This window comes from Leifsonia sp. T36S-04 (assembly GCF_042465655.1).
Lineage (GTDB): Bacteria > Actinomycetota > Actinomycetes > Actinomycetales > Microbacteriaceae > Leifsonia.
In genome coordinates this window covers 123,812-140,435 of record NZ_CP146286.1, presented here as the reverse complement: position 1 = coordinate 140,435, position 16,624 = coordinate 123,812, and the positions used below count along the sequence as shown (strand labels likewise).

The window sequence follows — 16,624 nt, the reverse complement described above, 5'->3', positions numbered from 1 at the left end:
ACTCGTCGCCCGCCGGCTCAGTCGATCAGGTCGTGGCGGACGATGATCTGATCGCGGGCGGGGCCCACGCCGATCGCCGAGATGCGGGCGCCGGAGAGCTTCTCGAGGGCCAGGACGTAGTCCTGAGCGTTCTTCGGGAGGTCGTCGAAGGTGCGCGCGCCGCTGATGTCCTCGGTCCAGCCGGGAAACTCCTCGTAGACCGGGGTCGCGTGGTGGAAGTCGCTCTGCGACGCCGGGACCTCGTCGTGACGCACACCGTCGACGTCGTACGCGACGGCGACCGGGATGCGCTCGATCCCGGTGAGCGTGTCCAGCTTGGTGAGGACGAAGTCGGTGACGCCGTTCACGCGGGCGGTGTACCGGGCGACCGGTGAGTCGTACCAGCCGGTGCGGCGGGGGCGGCCGGTCGTCGTACCGAACTCGAAGCCGCGCTCGCGGAGGAACTCGCCCCACTCGTCGAACAGCTCGGTCGGGAAGGGACCGGCGCCGACCCGGGTCGTGTACGCCTTGACGATGCCGATCACGCGGTCGATGCGGTTCGGGCCGATACCCGACCCGGTCGCCGCGCCGCCCGCGGTGGAGTTGGAGGAGGTGACGAACGGGTAGGTGCCGTGGTCGACATCCAGCATCGTCGCCTGGCCGCCCTCGAAGAGCACGTACTTGCCCTCCTCCAGCGCCTGGTTCAGCAGCAGCGAGCTGTCGACGACCATGGGCCGCAGACGCTCGGCGTACTCCAGCAGCTGCTCGACGACCTCGTCGACCGTGATCGCGCGGCGATTGTAGACCTTCACCAGGAGGTGGTTCTTCTGGTCGAGGGCGCCCTCGACCTTCTGGCGCAGGATGTTCTCGTCGAAGAGGTCCTGGATGCGGATCCCGACCCGGTTGATCTTGTCGGCATAGGTGGGGCCGATGCCGCGCCCGGTGGTGCCGATCTGGCGCTTGCCGAGGAAGCGCTCGGTCACCTTGTCGATGGTGCGGTGGTATGACGTGATCACGTGGGCGTTCGAGCTCACCTTGAGACGTGAGACGTCGACGCCGCGGGCGATCAGCGCATCCAGCTCTTCGAACAGCACCTCGATGTCGACGACGACACCATTCGCGATGACAGGAGTGACCCCTTCGGTCAGGATGCCGGAGGGCAGCAGGTGCAGGGCGTACTTCTCGTCGCCGACGACGACCGTGTGTCCGGCGTTGTTGCCGCCGTTGAACTTGACGACATAGTCGATGCGGCTGCCGAGGACGTCGGTCGCCTTGCCTTTGCCTTCGTCGCCCCACTGGGCGCCGATGATCACGATCGCGGGCACGTTGGAGTCCTCTCGGTGGATGAAACGCTGCGGCGCCACGCGGACGACCGTCGCACTCGATCCTACCGTGACGACGTTTCGGGCCCCGGATCGGGCCATTGTGGAGCATGGCCGGTCACAGCTCGTTCTGCCGCGGGATGATCACCTGCCTGACGATGAGCAGGATGGCGGCAGCAAAGGGGATGGCCACAAGTGCGCCAAGAACGCCGAGCAGGGTTCCGCCCGCGAGGGCGGCGACAACGACCAGTGCGCCCGGCACGGACACGGCACGGTTCATGATGCGGGGGCTGAGCACATAGGCCTCCATCTGCATGTAGATCACGTAGTAGATGGCGGCGGCGATCGCCGTCGGTGGCCCGGACAGGAAGCACACGGCGACGATGATGACGGACCCGGTGATCGTTCCCACGAGCGGGATGAGCGAGAAGAAGAACGCGATCGACGCGAGCAAGATGGGGAACCTGGCCCCGATGACAGTGAGGTAGATCGCGGAGAGGACTCCGTTGACCAGGGCCAGCGACACTTGGCCCATGACGTATTTGCCGACCGACTCGGTGATCTGATCGCCGAGATCCGAGAACCTCGCACGGCGGGAGGCCGGGACAAGCAGGTACGCGGCCCGCCTGATGCTTGGCAGGGAAGCCGTGAAGTACACCGTCAGGATTGCAACGATGATGACGCCGAAGGCGCCCTGGACAAGGCCGAGAACTGTCTGGAGCGCTACGGAGGTGATACTCGGCAGACTTTTCTGGAGCCACTTCGTCTGAACGTCGATGTTCTGCTGATTGATGATCGACGGGAACTGGTGCTGGAGCGAGCGGAACCACTGCTGCGCACCGCCGCCTTTCACCCAGTCGACTGCGTGTACCACCAGCTGCGTTGCCTGATCCACAGCGACAGGGACGATCGCCCAGATAAGTCCCACGAAGGACCCAAGCATGACCACGAGAGCGGCGACTAGCGCGAGCCAGCGCGGAAGACCCTTGCGTTCCAGGGATGAGATCAACGGCTCGATACCGAGAGCGAGGAAGAGTGCGGCACCGATGTAGGTGATGATCGTGGCGAGGCTGACGATCGCGCTGAGGACCAGGATTCCGAGCCCGACGCCGAGCGTCCCGACGAGGCCGACTCGGAACGGACTTGATGTTTTCATGCCTGTCCCAGCGTCGGCATCACTCGATGTCGGGTCGAGCTCACGCTCGGCAGGCGGTCGGCACTTCGGCCTCTCCAATTCTGATCTCGCCCTACTTGTAGTACCGGAAATAGCTCTGCACGAGGTAGGGAGCAGTCTGCTTGAAGTAGCACCCGTCCGTCTGGGCGCCATGACGGGCTTGGTTATTCATCGCGGTCAAGCAGGCCGCGTTCGTCGAGTAGTACGCGGAGGTTTACCACTGTGCGGCGCTAGCAGGAGCGGCCGCCACGAATCCGGCGCAACCAACCGTCCCGATAACAGCAGCGGCGCCGAGAACGCGCGCCATCGTGCTCCTGGATTTTGATCCCGCGGTCGCGTGAATCCGTTCCACGTTGGTTCCCTTCGCTCGTCTGTTTGCTCTCACCTGTACAGACGTCGTGAACCGTCGAAAGTGACGCGTAGAAGCGCGCAATTCGTTCGTGGTCGCAATGAGCGATCGTGCCTAAGTTGCACACACGTGTGCAAGAAGGGCGTACACTATTCGTATGCCCACTCCCTCCACCCGCGCCCCGCGACGGGACGCGGCCGCCAACCGCGAGGCCATCCTCGGCGCGGCAGCCGTCGCCCTGAACGACGACATCGACGCTTCGCTCGAGAGCATCGCCACACGCGCCGGGCTCAGCCGGCGGGCCGTGTACGGCCACTTCGCCACGCGTGACGAGCTGCTTGTCGAGGTGTTCACCCGCGGCGCACGGCGTCTCGCGGCACTGCTGGACCCGGTATCGCACGCCGACCCGCGAGTCGAGATCGCCCTCTTCGGCGCGACGCTCTGGGCCGAAGTGGAGCATGTCCGCGTCAGTGCCGCTCTCGCTGTACGCGGGCCGCACCGGGAGCTGGTCGGGACCGCACTCGACCCCGCCCGCGAACGACTGCGCGAGACCGTGCGCCGCGGCCGGGAGTCGGGCCACATTCGCACCGACCTCGACAGTGAGACCGTGACCCGGCTCATCGAGAACGCCGCCGTCTCGGTACTGGACGAAGCCACCCGCGCCCGACTCACCCCCGAAGCGGGCCACCGGCTGGTCATGCTGGCCGGGCTCGGTGCCGCGGGCATGGGATGGCGCGAGGCGGGCGAGCTGATCGCATCCACTCCCGAGCTGGCGTTCACGGCGAGCGCCGCCACCGATCACCGGGGAGGTGCGCGATGAAGGTCGTGCTCGATCAGGTCGCGAAGGGCGCAGCCCTGCCCGCGACCTCCGCGTCCTACGAGACCGGGCGAGCCTCGCTCGCCCGCGCCGAGACGGAGCAGCGCCCGACGGTGCTCGGCCTCATCGCCTCCGGCCGGATGCGGCCCGACGCCGGCACCGTCACGATCGACGGCGCCACCGACTACAGCGCCATGCGTCGCCGCGTCGCGCTGATCGACGCCCCCGATGTGTCCGAGCCGGCTGCCGACGTGACCGTGTCCGGCATCGTCGCGGAGGAACTGATGTTCGCCGGCCGCGCGTCGCATCCCGTCGCGGTCGGCCGCTGCCTCCGAGAACTGGGCGCGTCGGAGTGGTCGCGGTCTGCGATCGGCACGGTGCCGCCCACCGTTCGCATCCGCTTGCTCGCCGAGCTGGCCCTGCTCCGGAAGGGAGTCGACGCCCTCGTCCTCGTCTCCCCCGATCGGCACGGCGGAGACCCGGTGGAGTGGTGGCGCCTCGCGCGCGAGCTCGCCGGGCGCGGCATCGCGGTCCTCGTCGTCGCCGGCGACGCGTCCGCAGCTGCCATCGCGGCAGCCTCCCTCGTCTCCCGGATGGATGAGACGGAACCCCAGACCTTTGACGAAGACCCCGGCCGCGACGACACCGACGACCTCCCCGACGTGATCGTGGCCGAGCCCCTTGTGGAGAACGCATGAAGATCCCCCAGATGATCGCGGCGGAGTTCCGCCGCCTGACCGCCAGCCCCATGTCCATCGTGGCGCTCATCGCGCTGATGTGCGTGCCGGTCCTGTACGGCGGTCTCTACCTCTGGGCCAACCAGAACCCGTACGCGAACCTCGACCGCATCCCCGCCGCGATCGTCGTCGACGACGCCGGGACGACGGTCGACGGCTCAGCCGTCAACTACGGGAGCGATGTCGCCGATCAGCTGATCGCCGACGGCTCGTTCCAGTGGCACCGGGTGGCGAAGGGATCGGCCGCGAGCGGCGTCGACGACTCGAAGTACGACTTCAGCATCACGTTCCCTCAGGACTTCTCGTCCGCGCTGGCGTCCGCCTCGAGCGCCAGCCCGCACCGCGCGGTGGTCACCCTCACCACCAACGACACAAACAGCTACCTCGCCTCGACGATCGGCACACAGGCCGCGGAGAAGATCCGCACCTCGATCGTCAAGCAGGTCAACCAGCAGGCGGCCAAGCAGTTCCTCGTGGGGCTGGCCGACATCCGCTCGAACCTCGTCACCGCGCTGGACGGCGCGAACAAGCTGGTCGACGGCAGCGCGAGCGCGCAGTCCGGCTCGTCCCAGCTGGCCGACGGGACGGCGCAGCTGGCCTCCGGGTCGCAGGAGCTCGCGGGCAAGCTGGGCGAGCTGGCGTCCGGCGCGCAGCAGGTGAGCGACGGCGCCGCACAGGTCGCGGGCGGCAACCGGCAGCTTGCGACCAAGGCGAACGACGCCGGAGCCGCAGCCGCGCAGATCGCCGCGGCAGCACCCGCTGCCCAGCAGGACCTGCTGCAGCGGCTCGCGGCCGCGGGAGCGACGCAGGCGCAGCTCGACCAGGTGACCGCTGTGCTGGGCGATCTCGACACGAAGGTCCAGTCGGGCAACCAGCAGATCCAGAGCGCGGTCGGCCAGATCAACCAGCTGGCCGCCGGAGCGGACCAGGTGGCGGGAGGGGCATCGCAGGTGGCGGCCGGCTCCCAGCAGGCGGCCTCCGGAGCCTCGCAACTGGCCTCGGGAGCCTCCACCGCCGCCAGCGGTGCAGCGCAACTGCGCGACGGTCTGACGACTCTCCACGACGGCACCACCCAACTGCGCGACGGACTGAAGGCGGGCGTTGACCGCATCCCGGACAACTCCCCCGCCCTGCAGGCGAAGCAGGCCTCGACGATCGCCGACCCGGTGAACTTGAAGAACGACTCGATCACCTCGGCGGGGACCTACGGGGCCGGACTCGCGCCGTTCTTCGTCGCGCTCGCGGGCTGGATCGGCATCTACGCGCTGTTCCTCATCGTGAAGCCGGTATCCCGGCGCGCGATCACCGCGCTCCATTCGCCCGTGAAGATCACCCTCGCCGGGTGGCTGACCCCCGGCCTGCTCGGTGCCGTCCAGATGATCGGGCTGTTCGCGATCGTCGCCGGCGCCCTCGGTTTCCGCATCGACAACCCGCTCGGGATGTACGGGATGATGGGGCTCGCGTCGGTGACGTTCGCCGCCATCATCCTGGCGCTCAACGTCTGGCTCGGTAGCGTCGGCCAGTTCCTCGGCCTGGTGCTCATGGTGCTGCAGCTCGTGACCGCGGGCGGGACGTTCCCCTGGCAGACCCTTCCCGGGCCGCTCGCGGCGCTGCACCACGCGCTGCCGATGTCGTACGCGGTGGATGGCATCCGCCAGGTGATGTACGGAGGGAACCCGGCGACCGCCTGGGCGGACGCGGGAGTGCTCGCCCTGTGGATGCTCATCGCGCTGCTCATCGCCGGCATCGGGGTCACGCGGATGACCCACTTCCGCACCCTGCGCGACCTGCGGCCGTCGCTCATCGGGTAGCCCCCGATCACCCCTGGTGGGCCTGCACCCCCTGAGCTAGTGTTGCGCCCACCACACCCCAGTCCCGAGGAGGACGATCATGGCCGATCTCGAAGTTCAGGCAGCACTCGCGGAGGCACGCCAGGCGGCGAGCGCCGCGACCTTCGACGTCCAGAAGCTCCCGGAGGACTCGATCGAGCGACAGGCCCTGCACAACCTCGTGACCGCCGTCAAAGCCATCATCGTGGCGCTCGACGCCGACTGAGTCCGGCCGGCGGACGACTGGGGCGTCCCCCGCCCGGCGACGGTGGCCGGCGCTAGGGTTGCCGCGTGACCGATACGCTGCGCATCCTGCACCTCTCCGACACGCATCTGTACGGCGACGGGCGGCTGCACTACGGAGTCGTGGATACGCTCGCCGCGCTCGACCGCGTTCTCGCCCGGGCGGCGAGTCTCGAGCAGGTCGACCTGGTCGTGGCGTCCGGCGACCTGTCGGAGGACGGGACGGCCGCGTCCTACCGCACGCTCACGGGCACGCTCGACCCCTGGGCCGCCGAGCGCGGCGCTGCTGTCGTGTACGCGATGGGCAACCACGACCTCCCGGACGGGTTCGAGGAGGTGCTCGGCGCCCGGGAGAGCGTGACGTCCGTTCGCGGATTCCGCGTGGTCACGCTCGACAGCTCCGTGGCGCAGGCCGGTTACGGCCGCCTCGACGAGTCGCAGCTGGAATGGCTGACCGGCGTGCTCGCGACGCCGTCGGAACGCGGGACGGTCGTGGTCCTCCATCACCCGCCAGTGCCGCCGACGACGGTGCTTTTCGAGCCACTCCGGCTGGTCGACTCCGACCCGCTGCTCGAGGTGTGCAGCGACGGGGATGTGCGGCTCATCCTGGCGGGACACTTCCACCATGGCCTGGTGACCGAGGCCGGCGCGACCGGCATCCCCGTCGTCGTCGCACCCGCTGTGGCCAACACCACCGACGTGCTGTGGCCGAGCCCGCGCGAGCGGGCCGTGCGGGGAGCGGGGTTCGCCTGGGTGCAGCTGCCGGACGACGGACCCGTCCGCGCTCACATCGTGACCGCGCCCGCACCCGACGACGGAGAGACGGTCTACGACCTCGATGCCGCCGCGATCCTGCGCATCGCCGACGATGCCGGGTGGCGCGGGTGAGCACGGCCGCGGGCTACTCCTCCACCCCGCTCTGGAAGAAGCTCGGGCTGCAGCCGGGGATGCGCGCAACGGTGCTCCACGCCGACACCGGCTGGCGGGTCCCCCTCGACGACGGCCCGGCTGTGACGTGGGTGGACGATGGCGCGGCGGGACTCATCCTCGCGTTCTACCGGTCCGCCGACACCTCCCTGAGCGAGCTGGACGACCTCGGCGAGCGCATCCGTCCCGACGGGATGATCTGGGCGGCCTGGCCGCGGAAGGCCGCCGGGCATGTCAGCGACCTCTCCGAGAACGTGATCCGGGATGCGGCCCTCGCCCGCGGCCTGGTGGATGTGAAGGTCGCCGCCCTCGACACCGACTGGTCGGGTCTGAAGCTCGTCTGGCGGCGGACCAACCGCTAGGCGAACCGGACGTGCTGGGTGATCCAGGTGTGCATGGCGATCGCGGCGGCGGCGGACGCGTTGATCGACCTTGTGGAGCCGAACTGCGCGATCTCCACCACGGCATCCGCCGCGGCGAAGGCCTCTGCCGACAACCCCGGACCCTCCTGCCCGAATAGCAGGACGCACTCCCGCGGCAGAGCGAACGTCTCGATCCCGACCGAGCCCGGAACGTTGTCGATCGCGATGACCGGCAGCCCGGCACCGCGCGCCCACGCCACGAACTCGGCGACGTCCCCGTGGTGCACGACGTGCTGGTACCGATCCGTGACCATCGCGCCGCGCTTGTTCCAGCGACGCCGGCCGATGATGTGGACGGTGTCCGCCAGGAAGGCGTTCGCGCTGCGAACGATCGACCCGATGTTCATGTCGTGCTGCCAGTTCTCGATCGCGACATGGAAGGGGTGCCTGGCGCTGTCGAGCTCCGCGACGATGGCCTCCATGCTCCAGTAGCGGAAGCGGTCGATCACATTGCGGGTGTCGCCGTGGCGGAGCAGTTCCGGGTCGTAGCGCGGGTCGTCCGGCCAGTCGCCGGTCCACGGTCCGACGCCGTTCGTCGTCAGCTCGTGCGTCGGGTTCGGCGTCTCATCCACCGGACCAGCGTATCCACCGTCTCCACACCACCTCACCGCTGCGCGGTCCCGGCCCCTAAGCTGGACGCATCCGATTCCCGCCGAAAGGAGTCCGCGTGACGCGTCGCGACGAGATCGAGTGCTGGCTCACCGACATGGACGGCGTGCTCGTGCACGAGAATCAGGCCCTTCCCGGCGCATCGGAGCTGATCCAGCAGTGGCGGGACCAGAACACCCCGTTCCTGGTGCTCACCAACAACTCGATCTTCACTCCGCGCGACCTGGCGGCACGCCTGCGCACGTCGGGGCTGGATGTGCCCGAGGAGTCCATCTGGACGTCCGCGCTCGCGACGGCCGACTTCCTCAAGTCGCAGATGCCCGGCGGCAGCGCCTACGTGATCGGCGAGGCGGGACTCACGACCGCGCTGCACGAGGCGGGCTTCATCATGACCGACACCAACCCGGACTACGTGGTCGTCGGCGAGACGCGCAGCTACTCCTTCGACGCGATCACCAAGGCGATCCGCCTGATCGGCAAGGGCGCGCGGTTCATCGCCACCAACCCGGATGCGACCGGCCCGAGCGCCGAGGGTCCGCTTCCGGCGACGGGAGCCGTCACCGCGATGATCACCAAGGCCACCGGTCGCGATCCGTATGTGGTGGGCAAACCGAACCCCATGATGTTCCGCTCGGCGATGAATCGCATCGGCGCCCACTCCGAGAACACCGCCATGATCGGCGACCGGATGGACACCGACGTCATCGCGGGCATCGAGGCCGGACTCCACACGATCCTGGTGCTCACCGGGATCAGCGACACGGCCGAGATGGAGCGCTACCCCTTCCGGCCCGACGAGGTCCTGCGCGGTGTGGATGAGCTGGTCGCCCGGGAGCCGATCGAGACCGAGCTCTGACCCGGGTCGCTCCGCCTCGGGAGGGACGATGGACGACTTCGCGCGCATCCGGTCCGCGGTCGCGGGCGCGGCGCGTGAGGCCTGGACGCGGCTGCGTGACGAGCATCCCGACGACGACTTCTACTACTTCGGGTTGTGGACCAGCCCGGTCGCGCACCGACCGGCGCCGACCGCCTGCTCGCTCCAGGGGCTGAGCGCCGCCGCCCGCTCGTGCGACGAAGAGTTGCCGGTCGCGGTCGACGATCTCCGCTGGGACGTGAACTCGTCGCCGTACGATCTGTTCGGGGACGAGTTCTTCGCCCGGCTGGACCCGCTGTTCGAAGCGCTCGGCGATCCCTACGATCGGCCGCGCGGGACGAACCAGGCGCTCCTCGACGCGATGGAGGGGGCGCTCGCCGACCTGGACGCGGACGGGTTCTTCGGCGCCGGTGCCGCACGGAACGCGGTCGTCGTGAACGTCACCATGCCCGCGCACGAGCGGCCGGGGGATGCGCTGGAGTCGGCGCGCCGGCTCAATCCGGGCGGGGCGTTGACGCGGTACGAGGCGGACCTGTCGGCATCCGGGATCCGCTAGGGGCGCACCCGCCGGGCCGCGGTCAGGCGCTCAGGCGCTCGGCCCCGGACCCGCGACCGACGTGGTCAGCGGCTGGCCGCTGGAGCGGTTGGCGAAGCAGTAGTAGGAGCGCTGGCCGTCCTTCCACTGCTGCTCGGTCGCCGGGAACGATCCGATGACCTGCAGGTCCGGGTAGGCGGCCGCGGCGCCGAGGTCGACGACACCCGGCGCCGTGCACAGGGCGGGCAGTTGCTGGGCCAACGCATCCGCGCCCGGATACGGTGCCGCGGGATCGGCCGAGAGCAGATTCGTGTACACCAGCTGGGCCGTGTGCGGCGCGGTGCAGTCGACGACGACGAACTGCTGCTCCCACACGGTGGTGAACGGCTGGATGCACTCGCCGCCGCCGAGGGCATCCCACGGGTGCGTGCCCGGGCCGACGGCCGCGGCGGGCTTCGGGGTGACGGTGGGCACGGGAGTCGGGGTCGGGGTCGGGGTGGGGCTGGCCGCGCGGGGCGTGGACGAGGTCGTGGGCTGCGGACCGGACTTCGCCGCGCCGAACAGCGACGGGATGCGGGTGCCCAGGGCGAAGAGCCCGACGAGGACCAGCACGACGGCGACGGCGCCCAGAGCGAGAAGCAGGATGCGGTTGTTGCGGGAGGCCCAGATGCTGGGGCCGCCGGGGGGAGCGGGAGGCCCTCCCGGAAGGTCCGGACCTTCCGGACCTTCCGGACCGACCGGGGTGGCGGCGGTGGCGGGGGTGGCGGCGGCCTCCGTCGGAGGAGCGCTGAACGGGACCGTCGGCTCCAGTTGCGGACCTTCGAGGTCTGCGGCGGGCTCCGGCGGCGACACGACCGCGGCGAAGCTTTCCGCGTCGATGGCGCTGGTCGCCGGGGACGGCGCAGCCCCGAGCGCGACTTCCGCCTCGGCGGCGGGGATGGCCGGTTGGGAGGGGAGGACCGCTGCGGACACGTCCCGTTCCTCGCGCAGCAGGGCGGCGATCTCCGCGGCGTCGAGCTGCTGTGTCGGGACGTCCGCGGGTGAGTCGACCGGTCGCTCCAGAGATGCGGGGTCGATCGGGATGATGCTCGTGGTGTCGCCGATGACCGAGCGGCCGGACGTTCCCTCGTCCTCGCTCGCGCCGAAGCCGAGCAGGGCGGCGAGTCCGTGGCTCTCCGAATCGTCTTCGGCGACGGCGGGCGGCGCGTCGAAGATGGTCCGCGGGGGCTCCGGCTCGGCCGGCTGCTGGGGCTCGGGTGCCGGGATCACCCAGGAGCGAACCGCGGCGGGAGGCTCCGGGGCCGGCTCCTCCGCGGCGGGCTCGACCGCGGCGGGCTCCTCCTCGGCGGGCTCCTCCGCAGGAGGAGGAGACGGGTCGAACACGTCCGCCAGCGGCGACCGGTACACCGGTGGTACAGGTGCGGATTCGGGTTCCGACGGCGCGGATTCCGGCTCCGACGGCGCGGATTCGGGTTCCGACGGCGCGGATTCCGGCTCCGACGGCGCGGATTCCGGCTCCGCCAGGGGGTCGCCTCCCGAACCCGGGGTGAGGTTCCACGAGAACGCGACCGGGAACTCCTCGGCGACCGGCTCGTGGACGGGCGGGGTCGCGGAGTCGGCGGCCAGCAGGTCATCGAATCCCCCGCCCTCGGGCGCCTCCGTCGGCTCCGCGGCTGCGGGCTCCTCCGCCCGCTCGACGTGACGGCCTCCGGTCAGCTGCTGGAGCAGCCAGTCGGAGCTGCCGAACTCCGGTTCCTCCGCCTCGTCGGGATCTGGGCGCGCGTCATCCCCCGCGCCCCGCCCGCGCTCGTCGGACACTACGCCAGCCCCAGGTCCTTCAGCCCGATGGCGGCGAAGTACGGGTATCCCGCTCCCTCGATGACCTCACGGGCACCGGTGTCGCGGTCGACCACGACGGCGACGGCCGCGATCTCGGCTCCGACCTTCTCGAGCGCCTCGATGGCCTTGAGGGGCGACCCGCCGGTGGTGGAGGTGTCCTCCAGCACGATGACCCGCTTGCCCGCGAGGTCGGGTCCCTCGACCTGCTTTCCGCGGCCGTGGTCCTTCGGCTCCTTGCGCACGACGAACGCGTCGTAGGCGAGCCCCTGGGCGGCACCCTGGTGGAGGATGGCCGCGGCGACCGGATCGGCGCCCATCGTCATCCCGCCGACGGCCACGACATCCGGGACCTCGCGGATCAGGTCGATCATGACCTGCCCGATCAGCGGGGCGACCCGGTGATCGAGGCTGACCTTGCGCAGGTCGACGTAGTAGGTCGCCTTCTTGCCGCTCGTGAGCGTGAAGTCGCCGTGGAACACAGCGTCGGCGGCGATGTAGTCGATGAGCTGCTGTCGTGCGTCGGTCACATCCTTGATTCTAGAGGGCGAGGTCGGTGGCGGCCGATACGATCGGGGCATGCGCGTCGCCACCTGGAATGTGAACTCGATCCGCACCCGAGTGGCCCGGGTGGTCGATTGGATGGTCCGCGAAGACGTCGATGTTCTGGCGATGCAGGAGATCAAGTGCAAGCCCGAGCAGTTCCCGTACGCGGAGTTCGAGGCGGCCGGTTACGAGGTCGTGCTCCACGGTCTCAACCAGTGGAACGGCGTCGCCATCGCCAGCCGGCTCCCGATCCAGGACGTGACGATCGGCTTCCCCGACATGCCGGGCTTCCTCAAGGACCACGACGGTCCCGACCTCCCGAAGGAGGCGCGTGCCATCGGCGGCACGGTCGAGGGGGTCCGGTTGTGGAGCCTCTACGTGCCGAACGGCCGCGCGCTGTCCGATCCGCACTACATTTACAAGCTCGACTGGCTCGCGGCGCTGGCGGCGGACACCCAGCGGTGGCTGACCGACGACCCGTCGCTGCAGCTCGCGCTGATGGGCGACTGGAACGTCGCACCGCTCGACTCCGACGTGGGCGATCCGAGTCTCGTCCCGGGTCTCTCCACCCACATCTCGCCGCCCGAGCGCACGGCGTTCGCGGCCTTCGAGAAGGCCGGTCTCACCGACGTGGTCCGCCCGATCGTTCCGGACGGCTACACCTACTGGGACTACAAGCAGCTGCGGTTCCCGCGCAACGAGGGGCTGCGCATCGACTTCATCCTCGGGTCGCGGGCGTTCGCCGACCGGGTCGCCGCCGCGAGCATCCACCGGAACGAGCGCAAGGGCGACGCCCCGAGCGACCACGTGCCGGTCCTCGTGGAGCTGTCTGCGCCGGTGGTCGAGGATGACGACGACGACCGCCCGATGATCTTCGGCTGATGACCACGACCCGTGCTCCCCGGCGACCGGTGATCGTCTGGGATCTCGTGACCACGATCGTGCTCCTGGTCGTGGCGATCGTCGTCGCCGCGGCACTGACGTTCGCTGCCGCCTTCCTCGTGTTCGCCAGCGATCCCTGCGGCGGCTCCACGGTCTGCGACACCGGTCGCATGGGCGTCGGCTTCTTCGTCGCGTTCATCGGTCCTGCCGCCGTCACCGTGATCGCCCTCATCGTGGCCGTCGTCCTGCTCGTCCTGCGGCGGGTGAGCTTCTGGGTTCCGATCCTCGGCATCCTGCTGGCGGTTGCCATCTGGGTGGCGGGCGCCGCCCTGGTGATCTCGGGCGTGCCCGGCGCCACCTTCTGAGACGCTTCGCTTTCCACGTTCCGCCTGGGAATTCCAGGCCCTGGACGCATCCCGTGCTCGGCCTACCGTCGCCTAGGACGACAAGAAGACGACGAAAGGAGCCGACATGGCTGCAGTTACCGAGTCCATCGACGTGAACGTGCCCGTGAACACCGCATACAACCAGTGGACCCAGTTCGAGTCCTTCCCGCACTTCCTCGACGAGGTCGAGGAGATCACCCAGGTGGATGACACCACGAACCACTGGCGCGTGAAGATCGGCGGCGCAGAGCGCCAGTTCGACACGGTCATCACCGAGCAGCTTCCGGACGAGCGCGTGGCGTGGAAGTCCGTTGCGGGCGACACCAAGCACGCGGGCGTCGTCACCTTCCACCGCCTCTCGGACACCGAGACGAAGGTCACGGTCCAGCTGGAGTGGGCGCCTTCCGACGCCCTCGAGAAGATCGGTTCGGTCTTCGGGCTGGACGACCACGCGGTCAAGAAGGACCTCCGCAACTTCAAGGAGTTCATCGAGTCGCAGGGCACCGAGACCGGCGCCTGGCGCGGCGAGGTGGACCGCGGCGAGACGGTCTGACCCTCCCCTCCTGACGACGACGGCCCCGGTGAATCCCACCGGGGCCGTCGTCGTGTGCCCGCCGAGTTGCGACATCCTGCGGCGATTCGAGCGGGATCAGCGCAACGACTCACCGCTCGATGACTGGGACAGGGCGCGCCGCTTCGCGCTCGCGGCGTAGATACGCTCCACGACCCACAGCAGGATGCCGATCGCGAGGAGCCCGAGCGCGATGGTGTACTGCCCCGCCGGACGCCCGGAGGTCCAGGGGAAGACGAGATACAGGCACGTGATCGCGCCGACGATGGGCAGCGCGGTCGGTGTGCGGAAGTGCTTGTGGTCGACCGGCTGCTTCCGCAGCACGAGCACGGCGATGTTCACGACCGCGAAGACGGCGAGCAGCAGCAGGGAGGTCGTGCCTCCGAGCAGGGCGACGATCGAGCCCTTCGGGTCCAGCGACACGTACCCGATGAGGCCCACGGCGAGCGCCGAGGTGAAGAGGATCGCCGTCCACGGCGTCCGCCGCTTGACCGAGACCTTCGCGAGGAACGGCGGCAGGACCTTCTGCCGGCTCATGCCGTAGAGCAGTCGGCTCGCCATCATCATGTTGATCAGCGCCGTGTTCGCGACTGCGAACATGGAGATGAACGGCAGGAGGTCGTTGATCGGGAAGCCGGGCGCCGCCGCCTCCACCGCGGTCACGAGCGGGGTCTCGCTTCCGGCCAGCTCTCCGATCGGAACCAGGGCCACGACGGTGATCGAGATCAGGACGTAGATGACAGCCGCGATTCCGAGGCCGCTGAGCATCATCTTCGGAAAGATCCGGCTCGGATCCTTGGTCTCCTCGGCCATGTTGACCGAATCCTCGAAGCCCACCATCGCGAAGAACGCCAGCGAGGTCGCCGTGCTCACCGCGAGCAGCACGCTCTTGTCGCCGGGAGTCTCGAACGCCACCACGCGCGACCAGTCGGCGTTGCCGCCGAAGACCGCCCCGAGGCCGATGAAGATGACGAGCAGGAGCCCGGACAGCTCGACGAGTGTGAGCACGACGTTCAGCCACACGCTCTCGGTGACGCCGCGCAGGTTGACGAGCATGATCAGCACGATGAACGCGAGCGCGATCAGCAGCGTTGTCAGGTTGTCGTCCGGGATGCCGAAGCCCACCGTGAGATTCACCGCGAACGCTCTCGACGCGGTCGACGCGGACGTGATGCCCGACGTCATGACGATGAAGCACACGATGAACGTGAAGAAGTGGATGCCGAACGCCTTGTGCGTATACAGCGCGGCACCCGCCGCCTGTGGATACTTCGTCACCAGCTCCAGGTAGGAGAACGCGGTGACCGTGGCGACGGCGAACGCGAGCAGGAAGGGCAGCCAGGCTGCACCTCCCACCTCCGCCGCGACCTGCCCGGTGAGGGCGTAGACCCCCGTTCCGAGGATGTCACCGACGATGAAGAGCAGCAGCAGCCCCGGCCCGAGGGCGCGTTTCAGTTCCGGCTGCTCCGGCTCGACGGTCTTCACCACCTGGGTCCATGACGGATCGCTCACGGTCGGCTCCCTTCGACACGGTCGTTGGGGAGCACTGTATGTGAGTTCTCTCAGAAAAGGGAGCCCCGCGCTCAGGCGCTACTGACGGCCGGTGAACTCGTCCATCGAGTCGTAGACACCGAAGACGCGGCCGGCGACCGCATCCCACGCCCGCGTCGGCAGAAGGCCGCGCAGGGTCTTCGCCAGTCCGACCGTCCAGGGGAGCATGAGCATCGGCTTGCCCGCCAGCATCGCCCGCCACACCCGGTCGACCACGTACTCCGGGGACATGACGGGCGTCATCAGCGGACCGCGCGCGCCCGCGAACATCCCCGTGTCGATGTAGCTCGGGGCGACGGTCGTGACCTTCACGTGCCCGTAGCCCTCCTGCACGAGTTCGAGGCGCAGGCTGTCGCTCCACCCGATGACGGCCCACTTGCTCGCCGCGTAGACGCTCATGCGCGGGTTGGCCAGGGTCCCCGCCGCCGACGCGATGTTCACGATCCGCGCCTCCCGGGGGCTCTGCTGCATGCCGGGGAGGAATTCCCGCGTGACGTACATGGGCGCGAGGGCGTTCACCTGCATGGTCGGGCGGGTGTCCTCCCCGTTGTCGTGCTCCCAGAAGTACTTGCCGCGCACGATGCCCGCGTTGTTCACGAGCACGTCGATGCCGCCGAGCTCCTTGCGGACCGCCTGCGCGCTCTGAGCGATGGCGCCGAGCTCCGTCAGATCGACGACGTACGGCAGCACGCTCGTGCCCGGTCGGCCACCGGACGAACTCGGCGAGCCGGCGGGCGCTCCCCAGGCGGCAGCGGTGCGTCCGGCGAGGACCTCGCGGCGCAGCCGGTGCGTCAGCTCCATGAGGGCCGCCTCGTCGCGATCCCACAGGATGACGGCGCGCGCACCCTCCAGCACGGCGCGCTCTGCGTACAGCAGCCCCATGCCGGACGCCGCACCGGTGATGAGCACGCGTGCGCCGCGGACCGTTCTCGCCATGCGTCCATCATCGCAGGCCACTCGCTTGGGAGCACCCGACGCACGTTTCCCTCCGTCCCGGCGACCCGGGGCGCACTTTTCCGCCGAATTGGACAACAA

At 69.3% G+C, this 16,624-nt stretch carries 18 protein-coding genes; 11 read left to right on the top strand and 7 right to left on the bottom strand.

Annotation, left to right across the window (positions count from 1 at the left end; genetic code table 11):
- Nucleotides 1-17: 17 nt before the first annotated feature.
- Entirely contained in the window at nt 18-1,304 is a 1,287-nt protein-coding gene (locus P3F85_RS00715) for an adenylosuccinate synthase (RefSeq protein ID WP_374010973.1), read from the bottom strand.
- Nucleotides 1,305-1,419: 115 nt separating this feature from the next.
- Nucleotides 1,420-2,457 carry an AI-2E family transporter gene (locus P3F85_RS00710; protein ID WP_374009351.1) on the bottom strand — a complete coding sequence of 346 codons (1,038 nt, stop codon included), beginning with the start codon at nt 2,455-2,457 and terminating at the stop codon, nt 1,420-1,422.
- A 524-nt stretch (nt 2,458-2,981) separates the two neighbouring features.
- Between P3F85_RS00710 and P3F85_RS00705 the strand changes: the two genes are divergently transcribed.
- The 6 genes from P3F85_RS00705 (at nt 2,982) to P3F85_RS00680 (ending at nt 7,739) form a co-directional block, all read left to right on the top strand.
- Nucleotides 2,982-3,644: a TetR/AcrR family transcriptional regulator gene (locus tag P3F85_RS00705; protein ID WP_374009350.1), complete on the top strand. Its 663-nt coding sequence runs from the start codon at nt 2,982-2,984 to the stop codon at nt 3,642-3,644.
- On the top strand, nt 3,641-4,339 hold the full coding sequence (locus P3F85_RS00700) for a hypothetical protein (RefSeq protein WP_374009349.1): 699 nt from the start codon (nt 3,641-3,643) through the stop codon (nt 4,337-4,339). Before P3F85_RS00705 ends, P3F85_RS00700 begins: the two co-directional genes overlap by 4 nt.
- Nucleotides 4,336-6,189, top strand: a complete 1,854-nt coding sequence (locus P3F85_RS00695) for a YhgE/Pip family protein (protein WP_374009348.1) — start codon at nt 4,336-4,338, stop codon at nt 6,187-6,189. The genes P3F85_RS00700 and P3F85_RS00695 overlap by 4 nt, the downstream gene beginning before the upstream one ends.
- 79 nt (nt 6,190-6,268) lie before the next feature.
- A complete protein-coding gene (locus P3F85_RS00690; protein ID WP_374009347.1) occupies nt 6,269-6,433 on the top strand; it encodes a hypothetical protein in 165 nt (54 codons plus the stop codon).
- Between the two features lie 65 nt (nt 6,434-6,498).
- Entirely contained in the window at nt 6,499-7,338 is an 840-nt protein-coding gene (locus tag P3F85_RS00685) for a metallophosphoesterase (RefSeq protein WP_374009346.1), read from the top strand.
- Nucleotides 7,326-7,739 carry a DUF3052 family protein gene (locus tag P3F85_RS00680; RefSeq protein ID WP_374009345.1) on the top strand — a complete coding sequence of 138 codons (414 nt, stop codon included), beginning with the start codon at nt 7,326-7,328 and terminating at the stop codon, nt 7,737-7,739. Before P3F85_RS00685 ends, P3F85_RS00680 begins: the two co-directional genes overlap by 13 nt.
- Here P3F85_RS00680 and P3F85_RS00675 read toward each other — a convergent pair.
- Nucleotides 7,736-8,371, bottom strand: coding sequence for a TrmH family RNA methyltransferase (locus P3F85_RS00675; protein WP_374009344.1), 636 nt, complete (start codon nt 8,369-8,371; stop codon nt 7,736-7,738). The genes P3F85_RS00680 and P3F85_RS00675 overlap by 4 nt on opposite strands.
- Nucleotides 8,372-8,466: 95 nt before the next feature.
- On the opposite strand from P3F85_RS00675, the gene P3F85_RS00670 reads away from it, so the two are divergent.
- Both P3F85_RS00670 and P3F85_RS00665 read left to right on the top strand, forming a co-directional pair.
- The gene (locus P3F85_RS00670; RefSeq protein ID WP_374009343.1) at nt 8,467-9,264 is read left to right on the top strand and encodes an HAD-IIA family hydrolase; all 798 of its coding nucleotides are present in this window, start codon (nt 8,467-8,469) and stop codon (nt 9,262-9,264) included.
- A gap of 28 nt (nt 9,265-9,292) precedes the next feature.
- Nucleotides 9,293-9,838 (top strand): DUF4303 domain-containing protein, encoded by a 546-nt coding sequence (locus tag P3F85_RS00665; RefSeq protein ID WP_374009342.1) that lies wholly within the window; start codon nt 9,293-9,295, stop codon nt 9,836-9,838.
- Between the two features lie 30 nt (nt 9,839-9,868).
- Here P3F85_RS00665 and P3F85_RS00660 read toward each other — a convergent pair whose 3' ends face one another.
- Together P3F85_RS00660 and pyrE are read right to left on the bottom strand one after the other, a co-directional pair.
- Nucleotides 9,869-11,635, bottom strand: a complete 1,767-nt coding sequence (locus P3F85_RS00660) for a septum formation family protein (protein ID WP_374009341.1) — start codon at nt 11,633-11,635, stop codon at nt 9,869-9,871.
- The gene (gene pyrE / locus P3F85_RS00655; protein WP_374009340.1) at nt 11,635-12,183 is read right to left on the bottom strand and encodes an orotate phosphoribosyltransferase; all 549 of its coding nucleotides are present in this window, start codon (nt 12,181-12,183) and stop codon (nt 11,635-11,637) included. The genes P3F85_RS00660 and pyrE overlap by 1 nt, the downstream gene beginning before the upstream one ends.
- Nucleotides 12,184-12,232: 49 nt before the next feature.
- On the opposite strand from pyrE, the gene P3F85_RS00650 reads away from it, so the two are divergent.
- The 3 genes from P3F85_RS00650 (at nt 12,233) to P3F85_RS00640 (ending at nt 14,020) form a co-directional block, all read left to right on the top strand.
- Entirely contained in the window at nt 12,233-13,081 is an 849-nt protein-coding gene (locus P3F85_RS00650) for an exodeoxyribonuclease III (protein ID WP_374009339.1), read from the top strand.
- The gene (locus P3F85_RS00645; RefSeq protein WP_374009338.1) at nt 13,081-13,446 is read left to right on the top strand and encodes a hypothetical protein; all 366 of its coding nucleotides are present in this window, start codon (nt 13,081-13,083) and stop codon (nt 13,444-13,446) included. Before P3F85_RS00650 ends, P3F85_RS00645 begins: the two co-directional genes overlap by 1 nt.
- 106 nt (nt 13,447-13,552) lie before the next feature.
- On the top strand, nt 13,553-14,020 hold the full coding sequence (locus P3F85_RS00640; protein WP_374009337.1) for an SRPBCC family protein: 468 nt from the start codon (nt 13,553-13,555) through the stop codon (nt 14,018-14,020).
- Nucleotides 14,021-14,116: 96 nt separating this feature from the next.
- On the opposite strand, the gene P3F85_RS00635 is transcribed toward P3F85_RS00640, so the two are convergent.
- Together P3F85_RS00635 and P3F85_RS00630 are read right to left on the bottom strand one after the other, a co-directional pair.
- Nucleotides 14,117-15,550 carry an APC family permease gene (locus P3F85_RS00635; RefSeq protein ID WP_374009336.1) on the bottom strand — a complete coding sequence of 478 codons (1,434 nt, stop codon included), beginning with the start codon at nt 15,548-15,550 and terminating at the stop codon, nt 14,117-14,119.
- A gap of 78 nt (nt 15,551-15,628) precedes the next feature.
- Nucleotides 15,629-16,525 carry an SDR family NAD(P)-dependent oxidoreductase gene (locus tag P3F85_RS00630; protein WP_374009335.1) on the bottom strand — a complete coding sequence of 299 codons (897 nt, stop codon included), beginning with the start codon at nt 16,523-16,525 and terminating at the stop codon, nt 15,629-15,631.
- Nucleotides 16,526-16,624: the final 99 nt, after the last annotated feature.

What these genes read in the sequence shown, in the direction of transcription:
- P3F85_RS00710 (WP_374009351.1), bottom strand. Translation starts at nt 2,457, where the DNA reads ATGAAAACATCAAGTCCGTTCCGAGTCGGCCTCGTCGGGACGCTCGGC.
- P3F85_RS00705 (WP_374009350.1), top strand. Translation starts at nt 2,982, where the DNA reads ATGCCCACTCCCTCCACCCGCGCCCCGCGACGGGACGCGGCCGCCAAC.
- P3F85_RS00700 (WP_374009349.1), top strand. Translation starts at nt 3,641, where the DNA reads ATGAAGGTCGTGCTCGATCAGGTCGCGAAGGGCGCAGCCCTGCCCGCG.
- P3F85_RS00695 (WP_374009348.1), top strand. Translation starts at nt 4,336, where the DNA reads ATGAAGATCCCCCAGATGATCGCGGCGGAGTTCCGCCGCCTGACCGCC.
- P3F85_RS00690 (WP_374009347.1), top strand. Translation starts at nt 6,269, where the DNA reads ATGGCCGATCTCGAAGTTCAGGCAGCACTCGCGGAGGCACGCCAGGCG.
- P3F85_RS00665 (WP_374009342.1), top strand. Translation starts at nt 9,293, where the DNA reads ATGGACGACTTCGCGCGCATCCGGTCCGCGGTCGCGGGCGCGGCGCGT.
- P3F85_RS00650 (WP_374009339.1), top strand. Translation starts at nt 12,233, where the DNA reads ATGCGCGTCGCCACCTGGAATGTGAACTCGATCCGCACCCGAGTGGCC.
- P3F85_RS00645 (WP_374009338.1), top strand. Translation starts at nt 13,081, where the DNA reads ATGACCACGACCCGTGCTCCCCGGCGACCGGTGATCGTCTGGGATCTC.
- P3F85_RS00640 (WP_374009337.1), top strand. Translation starts at nt 13,553, where the DNA reads ATGGCTGCAGTTACCGAGTCCATCGACGTGAACGTGCCCGTGAACACC.
- P3F85_RS00630 (WP_374009335.1), bottom strand. Translation starts at nt 16,525, where the DNA reads ATGGCGAGAACGGTCCGCGGCGCACGCGTGCTCATCACCGGTGCGGCG.